The sequence below is a fragment of the Bradyrhizobium sp. C-145 genome, from assembly GCF_023375135.1.
In the GTDB taxonomy this organism is placed as follows: domain Bacteria; phylum Pseudomonadota; class Alphaproteobacteria; order Rhizobiales; family Xanthobacteraceae; genus Bradyrhizobium; species Bradyrhizobium zhanjiangense.
Genome location: NZ_CP088150.1, coordinates 7928178 through 7945733 on the forward strand (window position 1 = coordinate 7928178; position 17556 = coordinate 7945733).

Annotated in this window: 18 protein-coding genes; 13 read left to right on the forward strand and 5 right to left on the reverse strand. The window is 60.3% G+C overall.

Annotated features, from left to right (window positions below; translation table 11 throughout):
• Nucleotides 1-49: 49 nt before the first annotated feature.
• On the forward strand, nt 50-295 hold the full coding sequence (locus LRP30_RS37230) for a hypothetical protein (RefSeq protein WP_249758022.1): 246 nt from the start codon (nt 50-52) through the stop codon (nt 293-295).
• 316 nt (nt 296-611) lie between these two features.
• On the opposite strand, the gene LRP30_RS37235 is transcribed toward LRP30_RS37230, so the two are convergent.
• Nucleotides 612-806, reverse strand: coding sequence for a hypothetical protein (locus LRP30_RS37235; protein ID WP_249758023.1), 195 nt, complete (start codon nt 804-806; stop codon nt 612-614).
• A gap of 204 nt (nt 807-1010) precedes the next feature.
• On the opposite strand from LRP30_RS37235, the gene LRP30_RS37240 reads away from it, so the two are divergent.
• From LRP30_RS37240 to LRP30_RS37260, 5 genes are all read left to right on the forward strand, one after another.
• Nucleotides 1011-1190 carry a hypothetical protein gene (locus tag LRP30_RS37240; RefSeq protein ID WP_128942910.1) on the forward strand — a complete coding sequence of 60 codons (180 nt, stop codon included), beginning with the start codon at nt 1011-1013 and terminating at the stop codon, nt 1188-1190.
• A 297-nt stretch (nt 1191-1487) separates the two neighbouring features.
• A complete protein-coding gene (locus LRP30_RS37245; RefSeq protein ID WP_249758024.1) occupies nt 1488-1799 on the forward strand; it encodes a hypothetical protein in 312 nt (103 codons plus the stop codon).
• Nucleotides 1800-1843: 44 nt separating this feature from the next.
• Entirely contained in the window at nt 1844-2434 is a 591-nt protein-coding gene (locus LRP30_RS37250; RefSeq protein ID WP_249761921.1) for an RNA ligase family protein, read from the forward strand.
• On the forward strand, nt 2431-2577 hold the full coding sequence (locus LRP30_RS37255) for a hypothetical protein (RefSeq protein WP_249758025.1): 147 nt from the start codon (nt 2431-2433) through the stop codon (nt 2575-2577). Before LRP30_RS37250 ends, LRP30_RS37255 begins: the two co-directional genes overlap by 4 nt.
• Before the next feature lie 844 nt (nt 2578-3421).
• Entirely contained in the window at nt 3422-3643 is a 222-nt protein-coding gene (locus tag LRP30_RS37260) for a hypothetical protein (protein WP_245508549.1), read from the forward strand.
• Between the two features lie 838 nt (nt 3644-4481).
• Here the strand turns inward: LRP30_RS37260 and LRP30_RS37265 are convergent.
• The 3 genes from LRP30_RS37265 to ltrA form a co-directional block, all read right to left on the reverse strand.
• Nucleotides 4482-5615, reverse strand: a complete 1134-nt coding sequence (locus tag LRP30_RS37265; RefSeq protein ID WP_249758026.1) for a hypothetical protein — start codon at nt 5613-5615, stop codon at nt 4482-4484.
• A gap of 272 nt (nt 5616-5887) precedes the next feature.
• Nucleotides 5888-7804, reverse strand: coding sequence for an adenylate/guanylate cyclase domain-containing protein (locus LRP30_RS37270; RefSeq protein WP_249758027.1), 1917 nt, complete (start codon nt 7802-7804; stop codon nt 5888-5890).
• 196 nt (nt 7805-8000) lie between these two features.
• Entirely contained in the window at nt 8001-9185 is a 1185-nt protein-coding gene (gene ltrA, locus LRP30_RS37275; RefSeq protein WP_346016240.1) for a group II intron reverse transcriptase/maturase, read from the reverse strand.
• A 328-nt stretch (nt 9186-9513) separates the two neighbouring features.
• On the opposite strand from ltrA, the gene LRP30_RS37280 reads away from it, so the two are divergent.
• From LRP30_RS37280 to LRP30_RS37290, 3 genes are all read left to right on the forward strand, one after another.
• Nucleotides 9514-9990 (forward strand): hypothetical protein, encoded by a 477-nt coding sequence (locus tag LRP30_RS37280; protein WP_249758028.1) that lies wholly within the window; start codon nt 9514-9516, stop codon nt 9988-9990.
• 218 nt (nt 9991-10208) lie between these two features.
• The gene (locus tag LRP30_RS37285; protein ID WP_249758029.1) at nt 10209-10403 is read left to right on the forward strand and encodes a hypothetical protein; all 195 of its coding nucleotides are present in this window, start codon (nt 10209-10211) and stop codon (nt 10401-10403) included.
• Nucleotides 10404-10594: 191 nt separating this feature from the next.
• Nucleotides 10595-11521 (forward strand): catalase, encoded by a 927-nt coding sequence (locus LRP30_RS37290; protein ID WP_249758030.1) that lies wholly within the window; start codon nt 10595-10597, stop codon nt 11519-11521.
• Between the two features lie 5 nt (nt 11522-11526).
• Here LRP30_RS37290 and LRP30_RS37295 read toward each other — a convergent pair whose 3' ends face one another.
• Nucleotides 11527-12456, reverse strand: coding sequence for an AraC family transcriptional regulator (locus tag LRP30_RS37295; protein ID WP_249758031.1), 930 nt, complete (start codon nt 12454-12456; stop codon nt 11527-11529).
• A 425-nt stretch (nt 12457-12881) separates the two neighbouring features.
• Here LRP30_RS37295 and LRP30_RS37300 point away from each other — a divergent pair, with 425 nt between their 5' ends.
• The 4 genes from LRP30_RS37300 to LRP30_RS37315 all read left to right on the forward strand — a co-directional run bounded on the left by LRP30_RS37300 (nt 12882) and on the right by LRP30_RS37315 (nt 17543).
• The gene (locus LRP30_RS37300) at nt 12882-13778 is read left to right on the forward strand and encodes an AraC family transcriptional regulator (protein WP_249761922.1); all 897 of its coding nucleotides are present in this window, start codon (nt 12882-12884) and stop codon (nt 13776-13778) included.
• Nucleotides 13779-14312: 534 nt separating this feature from the next.
• A complete protein-coding gene (locus LRP30_RS37305; RefSeq protein ID WP_249758032.1) occupies nt 14313-15518 on the forward strand; it encodes an NAD(P)/FAD-dependent oxidoreductase in 1206 nt (401 codons plus the stop codon).
• Between the two features lie 100 nt (nt 15519-15618).
• Complete coding sequence (locus LRP30_RS37310; protein WP_249758033.1) at nt 15619-16572, forward strand: MBL fold metallo-hydrolase; 954 nt, start codon at nt 15619-15621, stop codon at nt 16570-16572.
• Nucleotides 16573-16742: 170 nt separating this feature from the next.
• Complete coding sequence (locus LRP30_RS37315; RefSeq protein WP_249758034.1) at nt 16743-17543, forward strand: acetoacetate decarboxylase; 801 nt, start codon at nt 16743-16745, stop codon at nt 17541-17543.
• Nucleotides 17544-17556 lie beyond the last annotated feature (13 nt).

Below are 17556 nucleotides of genomic sequence, written 5' to 3' on the forward strand. Positions count from 1 at the left end.
TGAGCTGAGCGCGGCTTCAAGCAGCCGCCTCCACCCTTAGAAGCGAACGGTGTCCAGATCACCGGTGTCGAAGGATGAGCTCGAGCGAATTGCGCTGCAGGAGATCCGAAGTTTTCCAGGCACAGAAAAGGTCGTGTCCATCGAAGTTGAGTTCGGGCCCGATCCACGACCCGGCACCTCAGACTGGAAGCTGCATGTCGTCGCGCAGGAAGGCTGCGACCTTGCACGCATTCAATACGCAGCAAAGACCACAAGCGACCGCCTCAAACGTCGCTATGAAATCCATTTAAACTAGTTTTCGATTGCTCTGTATCAGGCCGGTTGACCGAGCGGAACGGCCCCGGCCGTGGGTTTTGGGCGTCGAGAAAGGCCGGGGCCGCTTGGAGGTTGCTTGGACCTAGGGGAAGGCCAAGCATTGCTAGCTTACCTCTGCGCTGCCAGCGCTTCTGTTCGCTTCAGCACATTGCGATGCTTGCTCCAGACAGGAACCATGCCATTTTTCCCGTCGCCCAGGTCGACCCCGATTGGCCTCAGCGTCGCCGCCCATGGAGCTGGGGCGATTTTTGCTTACACGAGTTCGAGATGAAAAGAGGCCGCCAACTGAGGCAGCCTCAGTTCGTCGTTAGAGGCTTCTTTGGTTCCTCGGCGACCGCCTCAATATCAACCGGGGGCAGTTCGCCCGTGCGGTCCTTCAGATCGGCTGCACGCTGGATCAATCCGGAGGCAACCTGCGGGTCTTTTGTTGTTTTGGCCATTCGCAGCAGCGTTGCTGCGGCTTCTCGGGCGAAGGAGGTGTAGCGCGGCACGTCTCTTATCCGATCCGAAGTCCCCTTGAGATTAGTCAGGAACCCGGATTGCGTTCCGGTGCGTTGTGCAAAAATGTGCACAGGCGATAAAAAGGCCTCAGCTCCGGGGCTGGCACCAAGCTGAGACCTTGTGTCGGCATCACGTTGTCGAGGCGTGATCCGGAAGGATCAACTTAGCTACTGCCGCGCGCAAGGAGCTCATCCATGGCGAAGGAACTCAAACAGCTGCGCAAGCAAGCTGAAAAGGCCGCGCGCGCCGCAAAGGCAGCCGCAGATGCGGAAGTATCAGAGCAACTGCGGACGCTAGCGCGCGCCTTCCAAAACCAGGCCGACGTTCTGAAATCGAAAAAGAGGCCAGACAAGAAGCACAAGAAGCAACGGTGATGCTGACGTAAAAGCCGCGCTTCCTGGCGTCCGTCAGATCATGCCCAAAATGATGAAAAGTCCGATCTCAACCAGCAAGACCGTCCCTGTCATCGCGGATATGAGAAACAGGTCACCCGCCGATAGGAACTGCATGGTTCGCCTCGCAATTTGCCCGAACCAGTTCCTAGCCTAATCTAAATTTAAATAATATGCACGATTTAAATTGTTTAATAGACATTATGTTTTATTTTATCTCTCGATTTAATCACGCAATATGCATGATGGAACTTGCACTTTTGTTGGAGTTTTCCGGGTATGAGCCGCTCCCCGTCGATTGCGCCTCATGTGGCAGCAGACCAGGATGTCTACCTTGTGGTCGAGGAATTTGCCGGCCGGCGAGCCTGGTGCGAAACAGCCGAAGAGGACACCGGTCGCGCGACGCTGATGCGGGACCTGATGGACGGCTTGTATGAGGATCCCACTCGCATCGTGGCATTCAACACGACAGAGGGGTGGTCGCGCGATGTAACCGTAGAGATCGCCGATGAGCTACGCCGCCGCCTTGTCGAGTTCGACGAAGTGGCGGCATGCGTCCTGAAGTTCGTGGAGAGAGCGGCGAGCCGCTGAGGCAGGGATTCGCAATTTCGCGCCGAACTATTTATCTGCTCGGTATGTTTAAGGCATACAAGCTGTGCCTGGCGACCGCCGGCAAGCAGGTCCCGAACGGGCCGGACTGGATTCATGAAGTGAAGCATGACGGCTACCGGATGCTGGTCATCCGGGAGAACGAACGCGTGCGCCTGCTCTCTCGCAACGGCACCGGCTGGACGAAGCGCTACCCCTGGATTGCTGAGGCCGCGCTGAAGAACCGGCAGAAGCGCTTTGTGATCGATGGCGAGGCCGTGATCCTTGGGGTGGACGGCATCAGCGACTTCAACGCGCTGCACAGCCGGCAAGACGACCACGAGGTGCAGCTCTACGCCTTCGATATCCTTGCGATGGGCGGCGACGACCTGCGGTCCCTGCCCCTCCACATGCGCAAACCACACTTGGAGCAGCTCTTGGCGCGCCGGCCGGACGGGATCAGCGTGGCACCGTTCGAGCGCGGCGAGATCGGGCCCGACCTATTTCGGGCGGCTTGCCGGATGGGCCTAGAGGGCTTGGTCTCCAAGCATCGCGATCGGCCGTATCGTGGTGGGCGGCAGAAGCACTGGATCAAGGTGAAGAACCGGAGCCATCCCGCGATGGAGCGCGAGCTATGACAGTCTTCGTATACGTCAACACCGGCAAGCAGGCTGGCGACAAGGACCACATTAAAGTGTTTGCTAACCAGGATGCCGCAGAGAAATGGTTCGAGACAAACGACCCTGAGGGCGTAGCGTTCGAATATGAGGTTCTCGAATAAACGCGCATCCGCCGACGTGGATGCGCCTTCTAGGCCAGTACGCCGGGGTGGCCCGCCAGCGCGAGCCGGCGGGCCCGTTGTCGTGCCGCTGTACCCCCGACAGCCGACACCGCAATGGCCTTAGTCTTCTTCGGCTAAGGGCCCAGGAACGGACTCATGCAGCGCAGAGCATATGCCGGCTGGTTTAGTGCTGATGGGAGAAGTTTTGGGCAATCCAATTTGCCCGCCAACTGAGCCTGGTCTATTTGCGCGAACGCTCAAGTTGCTCGCGCGATCGGGCGATCCTGATTCGCGTTGGTTCGGTCCCGGCGTTTGTGCGCTCGCAACTGCTTTCAACAAACGATGTGAAGACTTCCAGGTCATTGATTACCCACGTGGGACATCTCCCGGTCGGCTCCTAGGTTAAGATAAAAAGGCGACAAACAGGAACTTACGAAACAGCAAAAACCGGTTCAAACACCGCCAGTAACCCTGTCGCGTTAGATCCATTTCATCTGTCGGGCGATGCACAAGCTGTTGGGCCACGAGAACGAATCCTGAGGGTTGCTGCGTTGCATTCTCTTCGACGAATCAAACAGAACGTGTGCGCAGACGGAACCAAATCGAACCTGGCTAACTTTGTGAAACGGAAGACACGCAAAGGAGCGGCCATGGTGGTCGATTGTTCATCTCCGGAAGTTAATCCAGCGGACGATCGGCGATGTCCCCATTGCGACAGTTCGCTCCGGCTCCTCCGAACTGTCCTTCATACTGTAAACGGCAAGACCGTCCGCGTCTTCGAGTGCGGGGCTTGCACAAGGCTGGTCTGGGACGATTAGGGCAGGTTAGCGCAAGGAGTAGCGCCATGAGTAAGGCTATCCGCAATGCGACCGCCGATCCCCCGATCATTACTGTGGGCGATCTCATCGATGAACTCTGCCGATTGCCGGATACAGCGCTCGTTAGTTTCCACTGCCCAATGCTCGAACATGAACTTACATTTTACAACCTTCGACGGCGATCGAAGGACGTCGTTGAAATCGAAGTGAACGCATATCCGCAAAGTCGCCCGGCCAACGCCGCTTGAGAATTGGCACTTGGTGTACGGCCCCACCGGGAACGATCATCCCGTCGCGGCATTAACATATGAGACTGTCGCCCGCTGTTTCAACAAGCAGCGCACGTCGTGGGATAGCCAAAGGTCGTTGACGCAAGGACCCGCTGTTTAGAAACCAGCGCCCGCGCAGATAGCCAAAGGCAACGGTCTCCGCCTCTCCTTCCAGAAAAGGAAGTATTGGATCGTGGGCAGGGCTTGGAACGCCCGAGTAATCGATTTGACCATGCTCACGGGACCGAACGAGCATGCCCAACATCAGCATTGACCAGACACACGGCCATGCAATCGCTCATGAGATTGGAGAGCGTCTGCGTGGATTGCTGCGAGAGGAAGTCGAGTTGCCCTCAAGCCTCAAAAGGCAGATGCAGCGACTTCGCGAGCTGGACGGCGAGGCGCCCTCGATCGTTCCCATCGACGAAGAGAACTCCATTGGTCGGGATCCACCGCGACTTAGGTCGTGGTGGCGAAGACAAGGCTGGTTCAGATTACCCCGAGTGCGATGAAACGCCCGACCTCGATCAGGAGAGCAACGCTTGTGAAAGTAAGAAACACATTGCTCTGGGTCATGGCTCGACTCATTCCACTGCGAGCCCCGTCGCTTAAGCTCCACGTTGAGTAAGAAGGTTTCGGTTCCATGCGAGGGGCAAATGCGGCGCTCGGCAGGATTCCGGAAATCGCGATCGGGCCGTGGATGTCTGCTGCGCCCCTGATAGCTACGCGATAGCTGACGTTACCAGAAGTCCGAGTTGGGCCAAATTCGGAAGTCGCAGCTTGGGCGGCGAAATCCCGTTCGCTCCAGAATGGCCTGCTAGGGAATTTGATAAAGATGTACCCCGTAGCCTTCAAATTGGTCTTCGAAAGAACCTTGTGCGAGGGATACGCTACGCTCCTCGCCGACGACCCGAGCACTGGTCTGATGAACGTTATTGACCGTGATCCGCGCTGTGGACGGAGAGTTCTGCATCGCGACGGCAAAGATATACGTGTTGTCTTTGTACACCTTCACCATGGTTGCGATCGGGACCTGCGAGCTTACGGATATAGCCCCGGATACGCTTGGGCTCTTCAACGCTGGCGAGAGAGACAAGATCAATCGGTTCGTTCTCGTGACCTCCTCCACGATATCGGGGTAACGGAAGATGGCGTCTTCCCGGAAGTTTGGTTTAAACTCATGCACGAAATAAAAAATTCCTGTCGCGCCATGAATCAATGCCATCCAGATCTCCGCCCGAACTTCCGCCGCAGTCGGTCGACGAGTAGGATCTAGTGCCGTCGTCTCGAGCGCCATCCATACGCTTTGCTCATCGGTAGCCCTCTTCGCGAGATTGGTGACGCCACCCGCAACATATTCCAGCCTTCCTTTAACTTGAGGCGTAGTGGATCCCACTGGATAGATGTCGTACGACAAGATATCTGCACCTTGGATCGCAATATCGTAGTATCCCTGATCACCGTTGCAGGGGCCACGACCGCGCCAGAATTCGTTGGCCACACCCTGCCCGAAATTGATCATCATCGGTCGCGTTGGATCCCGGGCTTTCATCTCTTGCGTACGCCGAGCGACTTCAATTGCTGGAATGCATGTTCCGTACAGTCCTGGCCCGATTGGTCGGGCATTGTCCGGTTCGTCTTCTTGCATCCACGCTTTTATAACGTGCCGGTTGACCGATTTCAGCGCAACGTCGTTTTGGCCGGCAACGGCGAACATGTGCTGCCGCGCCAATGCGGCGAGTTGCTCTTCAGTGGGTCCTTCGTACAATCCCACAAAGGTATTGATCCCGATTGCCTTGTAAGAGGCAGCGCGAGTCGGCGATTGCAACCAAACGCCAATCGGGAAGAAGTTGGCATCGGTGGGAAATCCATTTACCTGCAACTCGCCACCCGATACGGAAGCTCCCACGAAGAGCAAGACTGTGACAACTATCCTGAAACGGAACGGCATGGCGCGACCTCAGCTAAGTTGTTGACACCAATGAAGCGATCCCACTTCATCGCGTCGACTACTGGACCATCAAATGGAGCCTAGCATATTCAACCTAAGCCACCTGCACAGATGATGCAGGCAGAACCGCTCTGGACGCGGCGCGGCGGCCTAAGATCGGCTTCGGGTCAAAACGCGAAGAACTCAGGTTGAGCAAATCTGGTCCGCCGTGGCTCAACGAGCGGACTACCGACCGCCGAGGCGCAACTTCGCCGACGGGCCAGAAGCAGAAGTCACTGCTCGGGCAATCCCGCCTTGCGCAAAGCCTCTTCCACGTAGGCGCGCTGCTCCACATAGGTAGGATCATCGGACAGATCTGTGGTCTTGAATTTCGCCAGCGACGTGTAATTCGGGTTCAGGCGACCGGCGGTCTCAAGTGCTGCGCGGGCAGCGGAAAGATCGCCTTTGATAGCCTGGATCGCGGCGTAGTAAAGCTGGGCATATGCAAGTCTCGGATTGGTGGCCACCGATCTGCTCAGCCACGTCAGCGCCTCGTCGTCGCGCCTGAGGAGTATCATTGCCCGACCCATTTCGAACTGCCACGTGCCGAGGCCGGGGTCGCGGGGGCTGAGTTCAATGGCGCGTTCGAATAGCGGGATTGCATCCAGGGATTTTCCGGTGAAGACTAGCGTCTCACCAAGAAAAAGTGTCGTCGTCGGTACGTTGCTGTTGATTTGCAGCGAGACTCTGTACTCTTCGGCCGCCTCCCGCTGCCGCCGCTGTGCCTGCAGGATACGAGCGCGCTGCGCATGGGCGGCTGCATTGTTCGGATCAAGCCGGACTGCCCGCTCCGAAAGTTCGTAGGCACGGCGCAAATCCCCGTCCGGGTTGGACGATTGTCCATTGATAACCAGATTCGCGAGTGTCAGGGAAAGTCCTGTCACCGCCCTCAATGTGTGAGGATCAAGTTCGATAGCACGCTCAAACAGACGTCGCGCTTCCTCTCGCGTTTCTGGCGCAGCCGGCTTGTACAAGGCGGCCCACCCTTGCAAGGCAAGATCCGATGCGGTCGGATTGGTCTGGTGCTCCAGTTCGATGCTGCGGCCGGCGAGGACAACCAATTCCAGTCCCAGCATACGTGCGATCCGGCCGGTTATGTCATCCTGCAATTCCAAATAGTTGCTGCGGGGACGATCGAAGCGGTCCGACCAGACATGGCCGCCCGTCTCGGTATCGATCAGCTGCGCGTTGATCCGGACCTGATCGCCGACGCGCTGCACGCTGCCCTCGAGCGCATAGCGGACACCGAGTTCACTTCCGATCTGCCGGACATCTATTGGCCTGCCCTTGTAGGTGAACGCCGTGTTGCGTGCGATAACGAAGCTGCCCTGAATCCGCGAGAGATCTGTCGTCAGGCCGTCGGTGACTGCATCGGCAAAGTAATCCTGCCCCGGATCGCCGCTCAGGTTGCTGAAGGGAAGCACAACGATGGATAAGCGCGATGCTGTCCTGGATGGCGCAACGTTTTGTGGGGTCTGGGTTACCCGCGATGTGACGCCCGTGCCACTTAGCAGATACCACGCCCCGCCACCCCCGACAGCTGCGAGAGCGAGAATTGCGGCTGCAGCCACTGTAGTTGATCGGATGCCGGATCTCGCGAGCGACGGCAGCGGCGTGCCAGTCGAGTCGATCATGAACACCTGCACTGGCTCGGCGATGTTTTTCAGGCGCTGTCGGCCCCGATCATGCACTGCCACGGCAATCTTGCCCTTGACCTGATCGTAGGCTGCGCGGGACAGACAGACGCTGCCCGAAGGCGCGATGTTCTCCAAGCGTGCGGCCACATTCACGCCATCGCCCATCAGGTCGCCGTCGGATTCGACCACTACGTCACCAAGATTGATCCCGATGCGGAAACTGATTTGCTTATCGGCAGCGACGCCCGTATTTCGATCGCTTGTCTGGCGCTGTAACTCGAGGGCGCAACGGACGGCATCGACGACCGAGGCGAACTCGACTAGCATTCCATCTCCGGTCGTTTTGACGATGTGACCATGATGGATGGAGATGGCTGGATCGATGACGTCCTGCCGCAGCATCCGGAGCCTCGCGATTGTCCCTTCTTCGTCAGCCCCTATCAGCCGGCTATAGCCCGCCACGTCGGCGGCCAAGATCGCGGCAAGTCTGCGCTCGACGGGCTGCTCGACCACGGTCCATCCCCTATGGAATTGACGGCGGAAGTCTAGCACAATGGCGCACTGCAAGAAGACCAACTCTACGGCGTCGGCGATCCCAGCAAAGGGAGAGCCTCGGGCTCCGGTAGGCCCGAAAGTAGCTCAGGTGATAACGATGCGTCGGGTTCGGGTCAAAATGCGAAGAACTCAGAGCGAAGCGCGGTAGGGACGGTCATTGCTGACCGCCCCCCGCCCAAATCCGTGCAGGCGGAATTCCCGCACACGGCTCCTGCCTCGGGTGCATGACGGCGAAGCGCTTGTCAGGATACGGGTGAAGGATACGCGGTTGGGGGAGCCAGTCGGCGGCCAATCCTTGCATTCGTTGCCATGAGAAGCGGTCCTTCTGGCCGCGCCGCCGCAGCGTGCGCAACCAGATGCGCGTCACATGATAGTAGAATGCTCTCAATGCAGGGCCGTTGGTCGGCACGGCATGATAGGCGAAGAAGCCTCTGACCACTTGCTTGAGCCAGGCCCCGTGCTCGGGGATAGGTTCGTGCATGCGCCGTCGCAATTCCTCCTTGATCCTCCTGAGCGTTGCCCGCATGCGATCGCGCCGTGTTGTTCTTTTGACAAGGAACTGCCCACGGCTGTTGCGTTCACAGATGAAGGTAAAGCCAAGAAAGTTGAAGGTCTCCGGTTTTCCGAGCCCGCGATGAGCTCGTCGTTCTGCCGCAAAGCGGCCGAACTCGAGCAGGCGGGTCTTGTCCGGATTGAGCGACAGCGAGAACTCCTCGAACCGCTTGCGCATATCGTCCCAGAAGCGCCGGGCGTCCGCCTCGTGCTCGAAGCCGACGACAATGTCATCAGCATACCGCATGAGGATCATGTCGCCCGTGGCCTCGTGCCGTCGCCAGCGCGCGGCCCAGAGGTCGAACACGTAATGCAGGTAGATGTTGGCGAGCAGCGGTGAGATTACCGACCCTTGCCCCGTCCCCTTTTCACTGACCGTGACAACCCCGTTCTCTAGGACACCAGCCTTCAACCACTTCTGGATCAGGCGGATAATGCGCAGATCGCCGATACGGTGCTCCACAAATCGCACCAGCCAGTCTTTGCTGACTGAGTCAAAAAAGGAGGCCACATCTGCGTCAAAAATGAAGTTCACTCGCCTGCTCGTGACCCCGACGACCAGCGCATCCAGCGCATTGTGCTGACCTCGCTTGGGTCGGAATCCGTAGCTGAACCCGAGGAAGTCTTCCTCGTAGATGGCGTTCAGCACAGCCGCGGTCGCTCTCTGGACGATCTTGTCCTCGAGTGCCGCAACCGCCAGCGGACGCTGTTTCCCATCAGCCTTCGGTATGTACGTCCGGCGTGATGGCAGTGCCCGATATGCTCCCCGGTGAACCCGCTCATGCAGATCAGTGAGGTTTCGGTCACCGGCTCACGCTTGCCGCGCTCACCCCAAACCGTTCACCTGCCTCGCGGTGCGATGCCCCCGCCTTCACCGCGGCCAGAATCGTCGGCAAAAAGGTTGACTTCGTTATCGCCTCAAATCTCGCCTTGTTGGATGACTCCGTTTTGGAGTTTTGCAAATCTAACGAAATATTGCTCTCCACATCCCTCGATGGCCCTGCCGAACTGCATAACAAAAACCGACCGAGACCGGGCGACACTAGTTATGAGTTAGCGGTCGCCGGGATACGTCTGCGAAAGAAGTCCTTGGGCCGGATCGGGTCGGGGCGTTGATGACAACGACAGAAGCGAGTTTGGATCGCGTCGACGACATCATCGATGAATACCTAAACCTTGGCTTGGACGGCATCTTTTTGCGGCCTCTGTCTCCCTTTGGTTTCGCGATCAAGACAAAGCAATACCAGCGTTACGACGCTCACAAGTGGCTTCGCTTCTACGAACGGGGTTTGCGCCGCGTTCTAGAAATCAATCGTCAAGGGACATTCTTCAGAGAGTTCTACGCGGCACTTATCCTGACGCGGATGCTGACTGACAAGCCCATCGGATATGTGGATTTGCGGAGCCCCGCGGGTATCGGCATCGGCGTGCTCGTGTACAATTACGACGGCAGCGTAGACGACCACGCATACGCGGAGACGCTCGGACTGTTGCTTTTGTTGGAACTACGGCACGCCGCTGACCCAAAGTACTCGCAATCGAATCCGGTTCGCGGAGGTTTAAGCCAGATCGCAAGGCCCGACGTCGTGTGACGCAGATGCGCCACATGGACTGATCGGTTTTCGTCCCACGCTCCGGCCGAGCTTGCAGATGTAGTGCATTCGCTCTCGCCGCAACTGAAAGGCGCAAACCGAAGAGCCGATGATGACACCCCTCCATTGCGATGGTTCGCTGCGAAGGCGTGACGCTTCAAAGGTCCTTTCTGGTCTAACGACGTTGGTCTCGTGATCTCTCAATCCGGAGAGATACAATGTCCCTGTTCTTCAACGACACAACCGTGCAGCCCGCCTGCACCAGCAATGTTCACCGCCCGCTGGGCGGCATCGCGGGGCTTCGGGAGGTCCACGACGACGTCGGTCGCCTCACCGTCTCGGCTTTCCCGGTCGCGCTCGGTTACTCGCGCGAGCGGGCGAGCGGTCGGGAATTCCCGGATTGGCAGCAATAGCTCTGGAATCACGTCAATAGCTCTGGCGCGGCGGCGCGGCTGGTCCGCTAGATGATCGCCATCGCTCGCGGCTTCGATCGGCTATCGATCCTAGCCCTCGAGCAGGATCGGACAAGACACGGCCGATTCAGGGAAGACACCGGACCCGCGCAGCGCCCACAACGAGACCCAAGATCAGGCCGAGGCCACGAATGCCCGAGTTCCCGAGCAGCGCCGCCACCGCCGCGTCAATCGTCGAAGCCCTGCGAACGCTAGCCGACGCGCCGCCAAAGGCACGCGCGAGCTTTGCCAAGGGCCAATGCGTTCGCGGCACCTATGCCCCGTCGAATCAGGCCAGCGAGATCACGAAATCCCGGAGTTTTACGAAGCCATCCCGCGTGCTGGCGCGGTTCTCTGTAGGCGGCGCCCATCCGAAGGTCGCAGACACGGACAAGCTTGTGCTGCGCGGTTTCGCCTTCCGGCTCGGCAGCGACGGTCAGCGCTCGGAGCTTTTCACACAGAACGCGCCTGTGCATTTTGCGAGAACGCTCGACCAGATGTTGGACTTCCTCAAGGCGCGCATTCCCGGGCCGGACGGCAAGATCGATGCGGCGAAGGTCAAGGCGTTCTCCTCTGCCAATCCCGAAACGCTGTTTCAGGCGAATTATCTCGCCGCGCAGCCTTTGCCGGGAAGCTTTGCAGGGACGACCTATTGGGGCGTGCACGCCTTTCCCGCGACGAACTCAAGAGGCGAGACGCGTTTCATCAAATTCAAGGTCGAGCCGGTCGGCGGAGAGGTTACGCTGACCGAGGACGAAGCCGGGGGAAAGTCTGCCGACTTCCTGAGCGACAATCTCGATCAGCGGATCGCGGCACGCGACGTCAGGTTCAGCGTGATGGCGCTGCTCGACCGGAGCGGCGATCCCGTCATGGACGTGACCGTCCGATGGCCGGACGAAGACGAGCGCGAAGCGGTGCGGCTAGGCACGATTGTCATCACGGGAGTCGAAGCCAACGAGACGTGCGATGAGGCGAACTTCAATCCGGCAACTCTCGCGGAAGGCATCGGTCATCCCCTGGACGAGATCTTTGCCGCGCGCCGCACCGCCTACGCCATATCGCAGAGGATGCGAGGGTAAGCCGACTATGTTTCAGTTTCCGAGCCGCCATGCTTCTCGCGGCGCCACGCGCCCGGACTGACGCCGACCAGCGAAGAGAACACCCGCGTAAAGTGGCTTTGATTGGCAAACCCCGCCGAGATCGCGATCTCGGCCAGCGGCAGGTCGCGAACGCTCAGCAACTGCTTGGCCGCCTTGATACGTTGGTGCAGCAGCCACTGGTGCGGCGGCAAGCCGGTGGACATACGAAACGCCCGGGAAAAATGGCTGACGGAAAGGTCGAACTCAGCGGCGATCTGTTGGAGTGAAAGGCTTCCACCGAGGTCGGACTCCAGCCGTTCGCAGGCACGCTTCATCTGCCACGACGCAAGTCCGCCGCGCGCGAGATCGGTGTTGCGCCGCAGCCCGCCATAGACCTGCGCGACATGCGCTGACAGCGCGAGCATCATGTGGTCGACGAAAAGCTGGTTGGCTTCATTTGGCCGATGCAGTGCATGGTGCAGCGACGCGCCGAGATGGCGGACAATCGCGTCGTCATGGCCGATCCCGGGCTGATAGGCGAGTTCGCCAATGCGCGGCGCGCCGCTCTGCTTGGCGATGTCGTCGAGCGCCGAGCGCGGCAGATAGAAGAACAAGGAGTGGAACGGCTTGTCGATGACGTAGCGCGGATCGCGTTTCAAATCGTACAGATATGTCGCGCCGCTGCGGATATCCGCCTTGATGACGCACCTGCCGCGCTCCCAGCATTCGCAATCCGGGTAATCTCGAAATTTGAGACTGACGAGATAAGCATCGTCAGAAGGCAAAGAGCCGCAGAGGCCCTGCACGGGATTGTCATCCCGCGTCTCGACAACCGCGAGTTCGGCACTACGCAGGGTGCGCGTAATCAGCGAGGGCGCGTCCTTCAGGTTCAAAGGCTGCCCGAGCTTCGCGCCGAAGGCGCCCGCCTGTGCCATGCGTCGATCTCATCCGTGAACTTGCGCGGAGCCGGTTTGTCCCTAGGTCCGCAGAACATCAGCTCATTATCCGCCGTGAGCGAACGACCGTCTAGAGTCCTTTGGTCGCGGCAATTTTGTGACAATCCATCGCGGTTGTCCCTTCACGGCCCCGCTACTCATCACCCGAGTTGTCAATTGCCTCATTTGTCAGCAGAGGGCGGCAGTGCGCATCTATTGAGCGGGATCTAGGTCGCAGTCGCGTGACTGCCGCTTGGAGCAAAATCAGGCAATGCACCCCCGTTTTGGGAAAGACCGAAGACCTGCAGAGCAGTAGAAGGCGCGCCCAACGCTCAAACGAAATGCCACTCAACGGCGAGGACAGGTCCATGAGCTGCACGCCGACCAAGCGCGATCTTCACGAAAATCACCCAGACACTCCCGAGATGCACAACCGCATTTTGCCGAGCGGCGAACGGCGTGCCGCCGATGCCGAAATGGCGCGCGTGCTAAGAACCGCGCCGATACGCATTGCGTCGGAACCATTCGGTGGCGCGATCGCCCATTGGAAGCACGGCGCCCTGCACGATGTCGTCGAGCCAATGACCGATCACGTCGTCATGACGTATCCGACCGGCACACAGCGCCTGGAGCGCCGCAGCGGAAGATTAGTCGCGCTCGGAACGGCGCGCACCGGGGTTGTGACGATCATTCCAGCCGGCTCGAGCGCCCGATGGGATATTCCTGGAGCTGTCGATGTCATTCAGCTCTATCTACCGCATAGAACGCTTGAGCGTGTCGCAGTCGAAGCCGACATGGCTGGGGTCGGTGACCTCCTGGAGCGAACCGCGCACCCCGACCTCATTACTTCTCGATTGCTCACGAGCGCAGTGGAAGCAATGGATGGTAGCGCGGCCCTTGATGCCCTGTTCAGGCAACAAATGACCGACCTTCTCGCCACACGGGTGTTGGCTGCGCACGCCGGTACGCCAGCGCGCTTTCAGCCGACCTTGGGTGGGCTGTCTCCGACGGCGCTCCGCCGCGCGGTCGAGCGCCTACGCTCGGATGCCGAGGCGGACGTCTCGCTCGCAGCCCTGGCTTCGGACGCCGGTCTGTCGCGCTTCCACTTCTGCCGCGCCTTCAAGGAAAGCACAGGGTTGTCGCCGCATGCCTGGCTGCGGCAGCACCGGATCGAGCAGGCGATGAACATGCTGCGCAACACCGATGAGTACATCGTTTCGATCGCAGCCGCTCTCGGCTATTCCTCGCAGACCGCCTTCGCTGCGGCGTTCAGGAAAATGACCGGCGAGACACCGCGCGACTGGCGGAGGCGCATGCGTTAGCAGCAATCTCTCTACAGTGACGGCAATCCCTCTGGGGCAGCGGCAGGACTGATCGGTTAGACCATCATCATGTCCGAACCAACAGACGGAGACTAGAGATGACCTGGAGGAACTTCGTCAGCCGGCTGCCAATCACTCGTCACAGCGCAGAGGCCTTAGCACAGCAACTTTGTATGGACTTTCGTTGGCTGTCCGCTTCACGTCAGCAGCCGGAGGCGACGACGAAGTGCCCACGCAGTCGCTGCAAATGATCAAGCCGGTCACGTCCATCATGATCAGGACCGCTCCGCGGCTTCCCTATGAGGACATGGCGCGGACCGCTCAGCCGATCGTCCTTCGCTCCGGTTGGCCGCTGGGTTCGCTGGGCTGTCGCGCCGGCATGTGAGGCCTTCATGCCGATGTCATCGATACCGGACTGCCTCCGTCCGTAAGGGCCGAGACATCTCATTTCACTCTTCGCGTCGTCGCCGATCGCTGCGCGGGCAGCGAGCAGCAGCGCGCGACTATTGGAAGTCCAACCACAGGAGCCAACACATGCGACTAGTCATCATCGGTGCCGGCTTTGCCGGCATGTACGCCGCCCTCTCTGCAGCGCGCTTGCGCGATATCAAGGGCGCTTCGCCCGAAGAGCTCGAGATCGCGCTCGTTGCGCCCGAGCCGACGCTCGTGGTTCGTCCGCGGCTCTATGAGCCGAAGCCCGAAACCATGACCGCGCCTCTGCTCGATGTCCTCAACGCCATCGACGTCGTGCACGTGCAAGGCAGTGCCGAGACGGTGGACACCAAGTCTCGCATGGTGCAGATCGCAACCAACAAAGGCACGCGAAAGACCCTTTCCTACGATCGCCTGGTCGTGGCCACCGGCAGCCGGCTGTTCCGCCCCAATATTCCCGGACTCGCCGAACATGGTTTCAGCGTCGCCTCGCTCGATGATGCGGTTGCCCTCGACAAACATCTGCATAGCTTGCCGAAGCGGCCTGCGGTGAACGGTCGCGACACGGTCGTCGTTGCCGGCGGCGGCTTCACCGGAATCGAGGCGGCCACCGAAATGCCCACGCGACTGCGCGCGATCCTGGGCAGCGGTGCCAAGCCACGCGTCATCATCGTCGAACGCAATCCGGCGATCGCCCCCGACATGGGCGAAGGGCCCCGCCCCGTCATCGAGGAAGCGCTGCGAAAGGTCGGCGTGGAAATCCGCGTGGGCGTCGGCGTCGCCGCGCTGGACAAATCCGGCGTCACGCTTTCAAACGGCGATCACATCGAGACGGAGACGGTGATCTGGGCGGCCGGCATTCGCGCGGCACCACTGACGCAACAGATCCCCGCTGAACGCGACAGTTTCGGCCGGCTGCTGGTCGATCCCTGTTTGCGCGTGCCCGGTGTGCCCGACGTGTTCGCCACCGGCGATGCCGCTCGCGCCGCCTGCGACGACGAGGGCAACTATGCGCTGATGTCGTGCCAGCACGCCACGCGGATGGGCGCCTTCGCCGGCAACAACGCCGCGGCAGAACTGCTTGGCGTCCCGACCAAGCGCTACCACCAGAAGGCCTACGTCACCTGCCTCGACCTCGGGGAGGCCGGCGCGCTGTTCACGCGCGGCTGGGAGCGCACGGTGGAAATGGTCGGCGATGTCGCCAAGAAAACCAAGCAGGAGATCAACGGCGTCTGGATCTATCCGCCCAAGCCCGAGCGCGCCGCCGCACTCGACTCGGCCGATCCGGAGCAAGTCACCAAGCTGTAGGCGCCCGACGCAACACGGGCCGCGCCTCCGCGTCAAGCGCGGCCCATCCGGAATCCAACATAGAGATCGAACCTCAACGTCAAGCAATGGAGTCTTGAAGATGAACCAGACGATCCGCAGCATCAAGCAGAAGCCTATCAAGAACCTCGACACCACCTCCCCTCACGGCAGAACCGCGACCGACGAGCTGGTTCCGTGGCGCTATGCACTGCGAATCGGCGACATCGAGGTGCTCGTGATCAGCGATGGGGTGCTAACGCCGCCATCCGAGTCCATGGCTACCAATGCCGATCCGGCCGTCCGGGCGGCCTGGCTGGACAACATGTTCTTGTCGCGGGACGCCTTCGATTGGGCACTGAACGAGGTGGTGGTGCGCAGCGGCGGCCAAACCATCCTCATCGACGCTGGGCTGGGAGAGGAGTACCCGGACTTTCCGCGGGCGGGACAGTGGGGCCAGCGCCTCGAAGCCGCTGGCATCGATCTTGGCTCCGTGACCGACGTGGTGCTGACCCACATGCACTTCGATCACGTTGGCGGACTGCTGGTCGACGGCGTGAAGAAGCGGCTGCGCCCGGACCTGCGGATCCACGTGGCCGCCGCCGAGGTCAAGTTCTGGGCTTCCCCCGACTTCTCCCGCACTGCCATGCCGCCGGTGCTCGCAGACTTGGCTCGGCGGGCGTCCAAGCAATTCCTGGACGAATATCACGGCCAGCTACAGCTCTTCGAAGAAGAGTCCAAGATTGCGCCCGGGGTCGTCGTCCGTCGCACAGGCGGCCACACCCCAGGGCACAGCGTGGTTCGCCTGGCCTCCGGCGACGACCGGCTGATGTTCGCTGGCGACGCCATATTCCCGGTCTCGTTCGACCACCCCGAATGGCACAACGGCTTTGAGCACGACCCTGAGGAGGCGACCCGTGTCCGGCTCGAACTTCTGTGGGAGCTGGTGGCGACCGGTTCGTGGCTGGTGGGCACGCATATGCCGTTCCCGTCCATAGGCCGGGTCGCGGCCGCCGGCGAGCTCTTTCGCTGGGTCCCGGCCTGGTGGGACTATTGAGCGCTTCTTGGCTTAGCACCGAACGAGGCGCGAACTCATAGCGCAAAACAAGTTCGCGCCTCCGGCCCCGCTCGCAAGCGTGTCACCAATCCTCCGGTAAATCACCAGCTTTGGCCGCGCGCGCAAGGCGCGCGACCTGCTCACATCACAGCATCAGCAGAGCTATTCCGATGAAACACGAGACCGTGCGCACGAGCGCGTTCGCCATGCCGTTGACGAACCCGGCGTTTCCACCGGGCCCCTACCGATTTCTCAACCGCGAATACTTCATCATTCAGTACCGGACCGATCCCGAAGCACTGCGCCGGATCGTGCCGGAGCCGCTAGATCTGATCGAGCCGGTGGTCAATTACGAATTCATCCGCATGCCGGACTCGACCGGCTTCGGCGATTACACCGAAAGCGGCCAGGTCATCCCGGTGAGCTACAAGGGCCAGACCGGCAGCTTCGTGCACCAGATGTTCCTGAACGATCATCCGCCGATTGCCGGGGGGCGCGAACTGTGGGGCTTTCCCAAGAAGCTGGCGCAGCCGAAGCTCACCGTCGAGATCGACACCCTGGTCGGCACCTTGAACTACGGTTCGGTGCGCATCGCGACCGGCACCATGGGCTACAAGCATCGCGCCCTCGATGCTGCGACGGAGGCGCGAAAACTCGCCGCGCCCAATTTCCTGCTCAAGATCATCCCGCATGTCGACGGCACGGCGCGCATCTGCGAACTCGTGCGCTTCCATTGCGAGGACATCACGGTGAGGGGCGCCTGGACCGGGCCCGCTGCGCTCGACCTCTACTCGCACGCGCTTGCGCCCGTCGCCGAACTGCCGGTGCTGCAAGTGCTGTCGGCCAAGCACGTGATCGCTGATCTGACCCTCGGCCTTGGCACCGTGGTCCATGACTATCTCTCGCCGGCCGCCGTCTCACGGCGACGCGGTACTGAGTCCGAAATCTTGATCGAAGGCAACGCCGGCTGAGCCGCATGCAAGG

What these genes read in the sequence shown, in the direction of transcription:
- LRP30_RS37240 (WP_128942910.1), top strand. Translation starts at nt 1,011, where the DNA reads ATGGCGAAGGAACTCAAACAGCTGCGCAAGCAAGCTGAAAAGGCCGCG.
- LRP30_RS37245 (WP_249758024.1), top strand. Translation starts at nt 1,488, where the DNA reads ATGAGCCGCTCCCCGTCGATTGCGCCTCATGTGGCAGCAGACCAGGAT.
- LRP30_RS37250 (WP_249761921.1), top strand. Translation starts at nt 1,844, where the DNA reads ATGTTTAAGGCATACAAGCTGTGCCTGGCGACCGCCGGCAAGCAGGTC.
- LRP30_RS37255 (WP_249758025.1), top strand. Translation starts at nt 2,431, where the DNA reads ATGACAGTCTTCGTATACGTCAACACCGGCAAGCAGGCTGGCGACAAG.
- LRP30_RS37260 (WP_245508549.1), top strand. Translation starts at nt 3,422, where the DNA reads ATGAGTAAGGCTATCCGCAATGCGACCGCCGATCCCCCGATCATTACT.
- LRP30_RS37265 (WP_249758026.1), bottom strand. Translation starts at nt 5,615, where the DNA reads ATGCCGTTCCGTTTCAGGATAGTTGTCACAGTCTTGCTCTTCGTGGGA.
- LRP30_RS37280 (WP_249758028.1), top strand. Translation starts at nt 9,514, where the DNA reads ATGACAACGACAGAAGCGAGTTTGGATCGCGTCGACGACATCATCGAT.
- LRP30_RS37285 (WP_249758029.1), top strand. Translation starts at nt 10,209, where the DNA reads ATGTCCCTGTTCTTCAACGACACAACCGTGCAGCCCGCCTGCACCAGC.
- LRP30_RS37290 (WP_249758030.1), top strand. Translation starts at nt 10,595, where the DNA reads ATGCCCGAGTTCCCGAGCAGCGCCGCCACCGCCGCGTCAATCGTCGAA.
- LRP30_RS37295 (WP_249758031.1), bottom strand. Translation starts at nt 12,456, where the DNA reads ATGGCACAGGCGGGCGCCTTCGGCGCGAAGCTCGGGCAGCCTTTGAAC.
- LRP30_RS37300 (WP_249761922.1), top strand. Translation starts at nt 12,882, where the DNA reads ATGCACAACCGCATTTTGCCGAGCGGCGAACGGCGTGCCGCCGATGCC.
- LRP30_RS37305 (WP_249758032.1), top strand. Translation starts at nt 14,313, where the DNA reads ATGCGACTAGTCATCATCGGTGCCGGCTTTGCCGGCATGTACGCCGCC.
- LRP30_RS37310 (WP_249758033.1), top strand. Translation starts at nt 15,619, where the DNA reads ATGAACCAGACGATCCGCAGCATCAAGCAGAAGCCTATCAAGAACCTC.
- LRP30_RS37315 (WP_249758034.1), top strand. Translation starts at nt 16,743, where the DNA reads ATGAAACACGAGACCGTGCGCACGAGCGCGTTCGCCATGCCGTTGACG.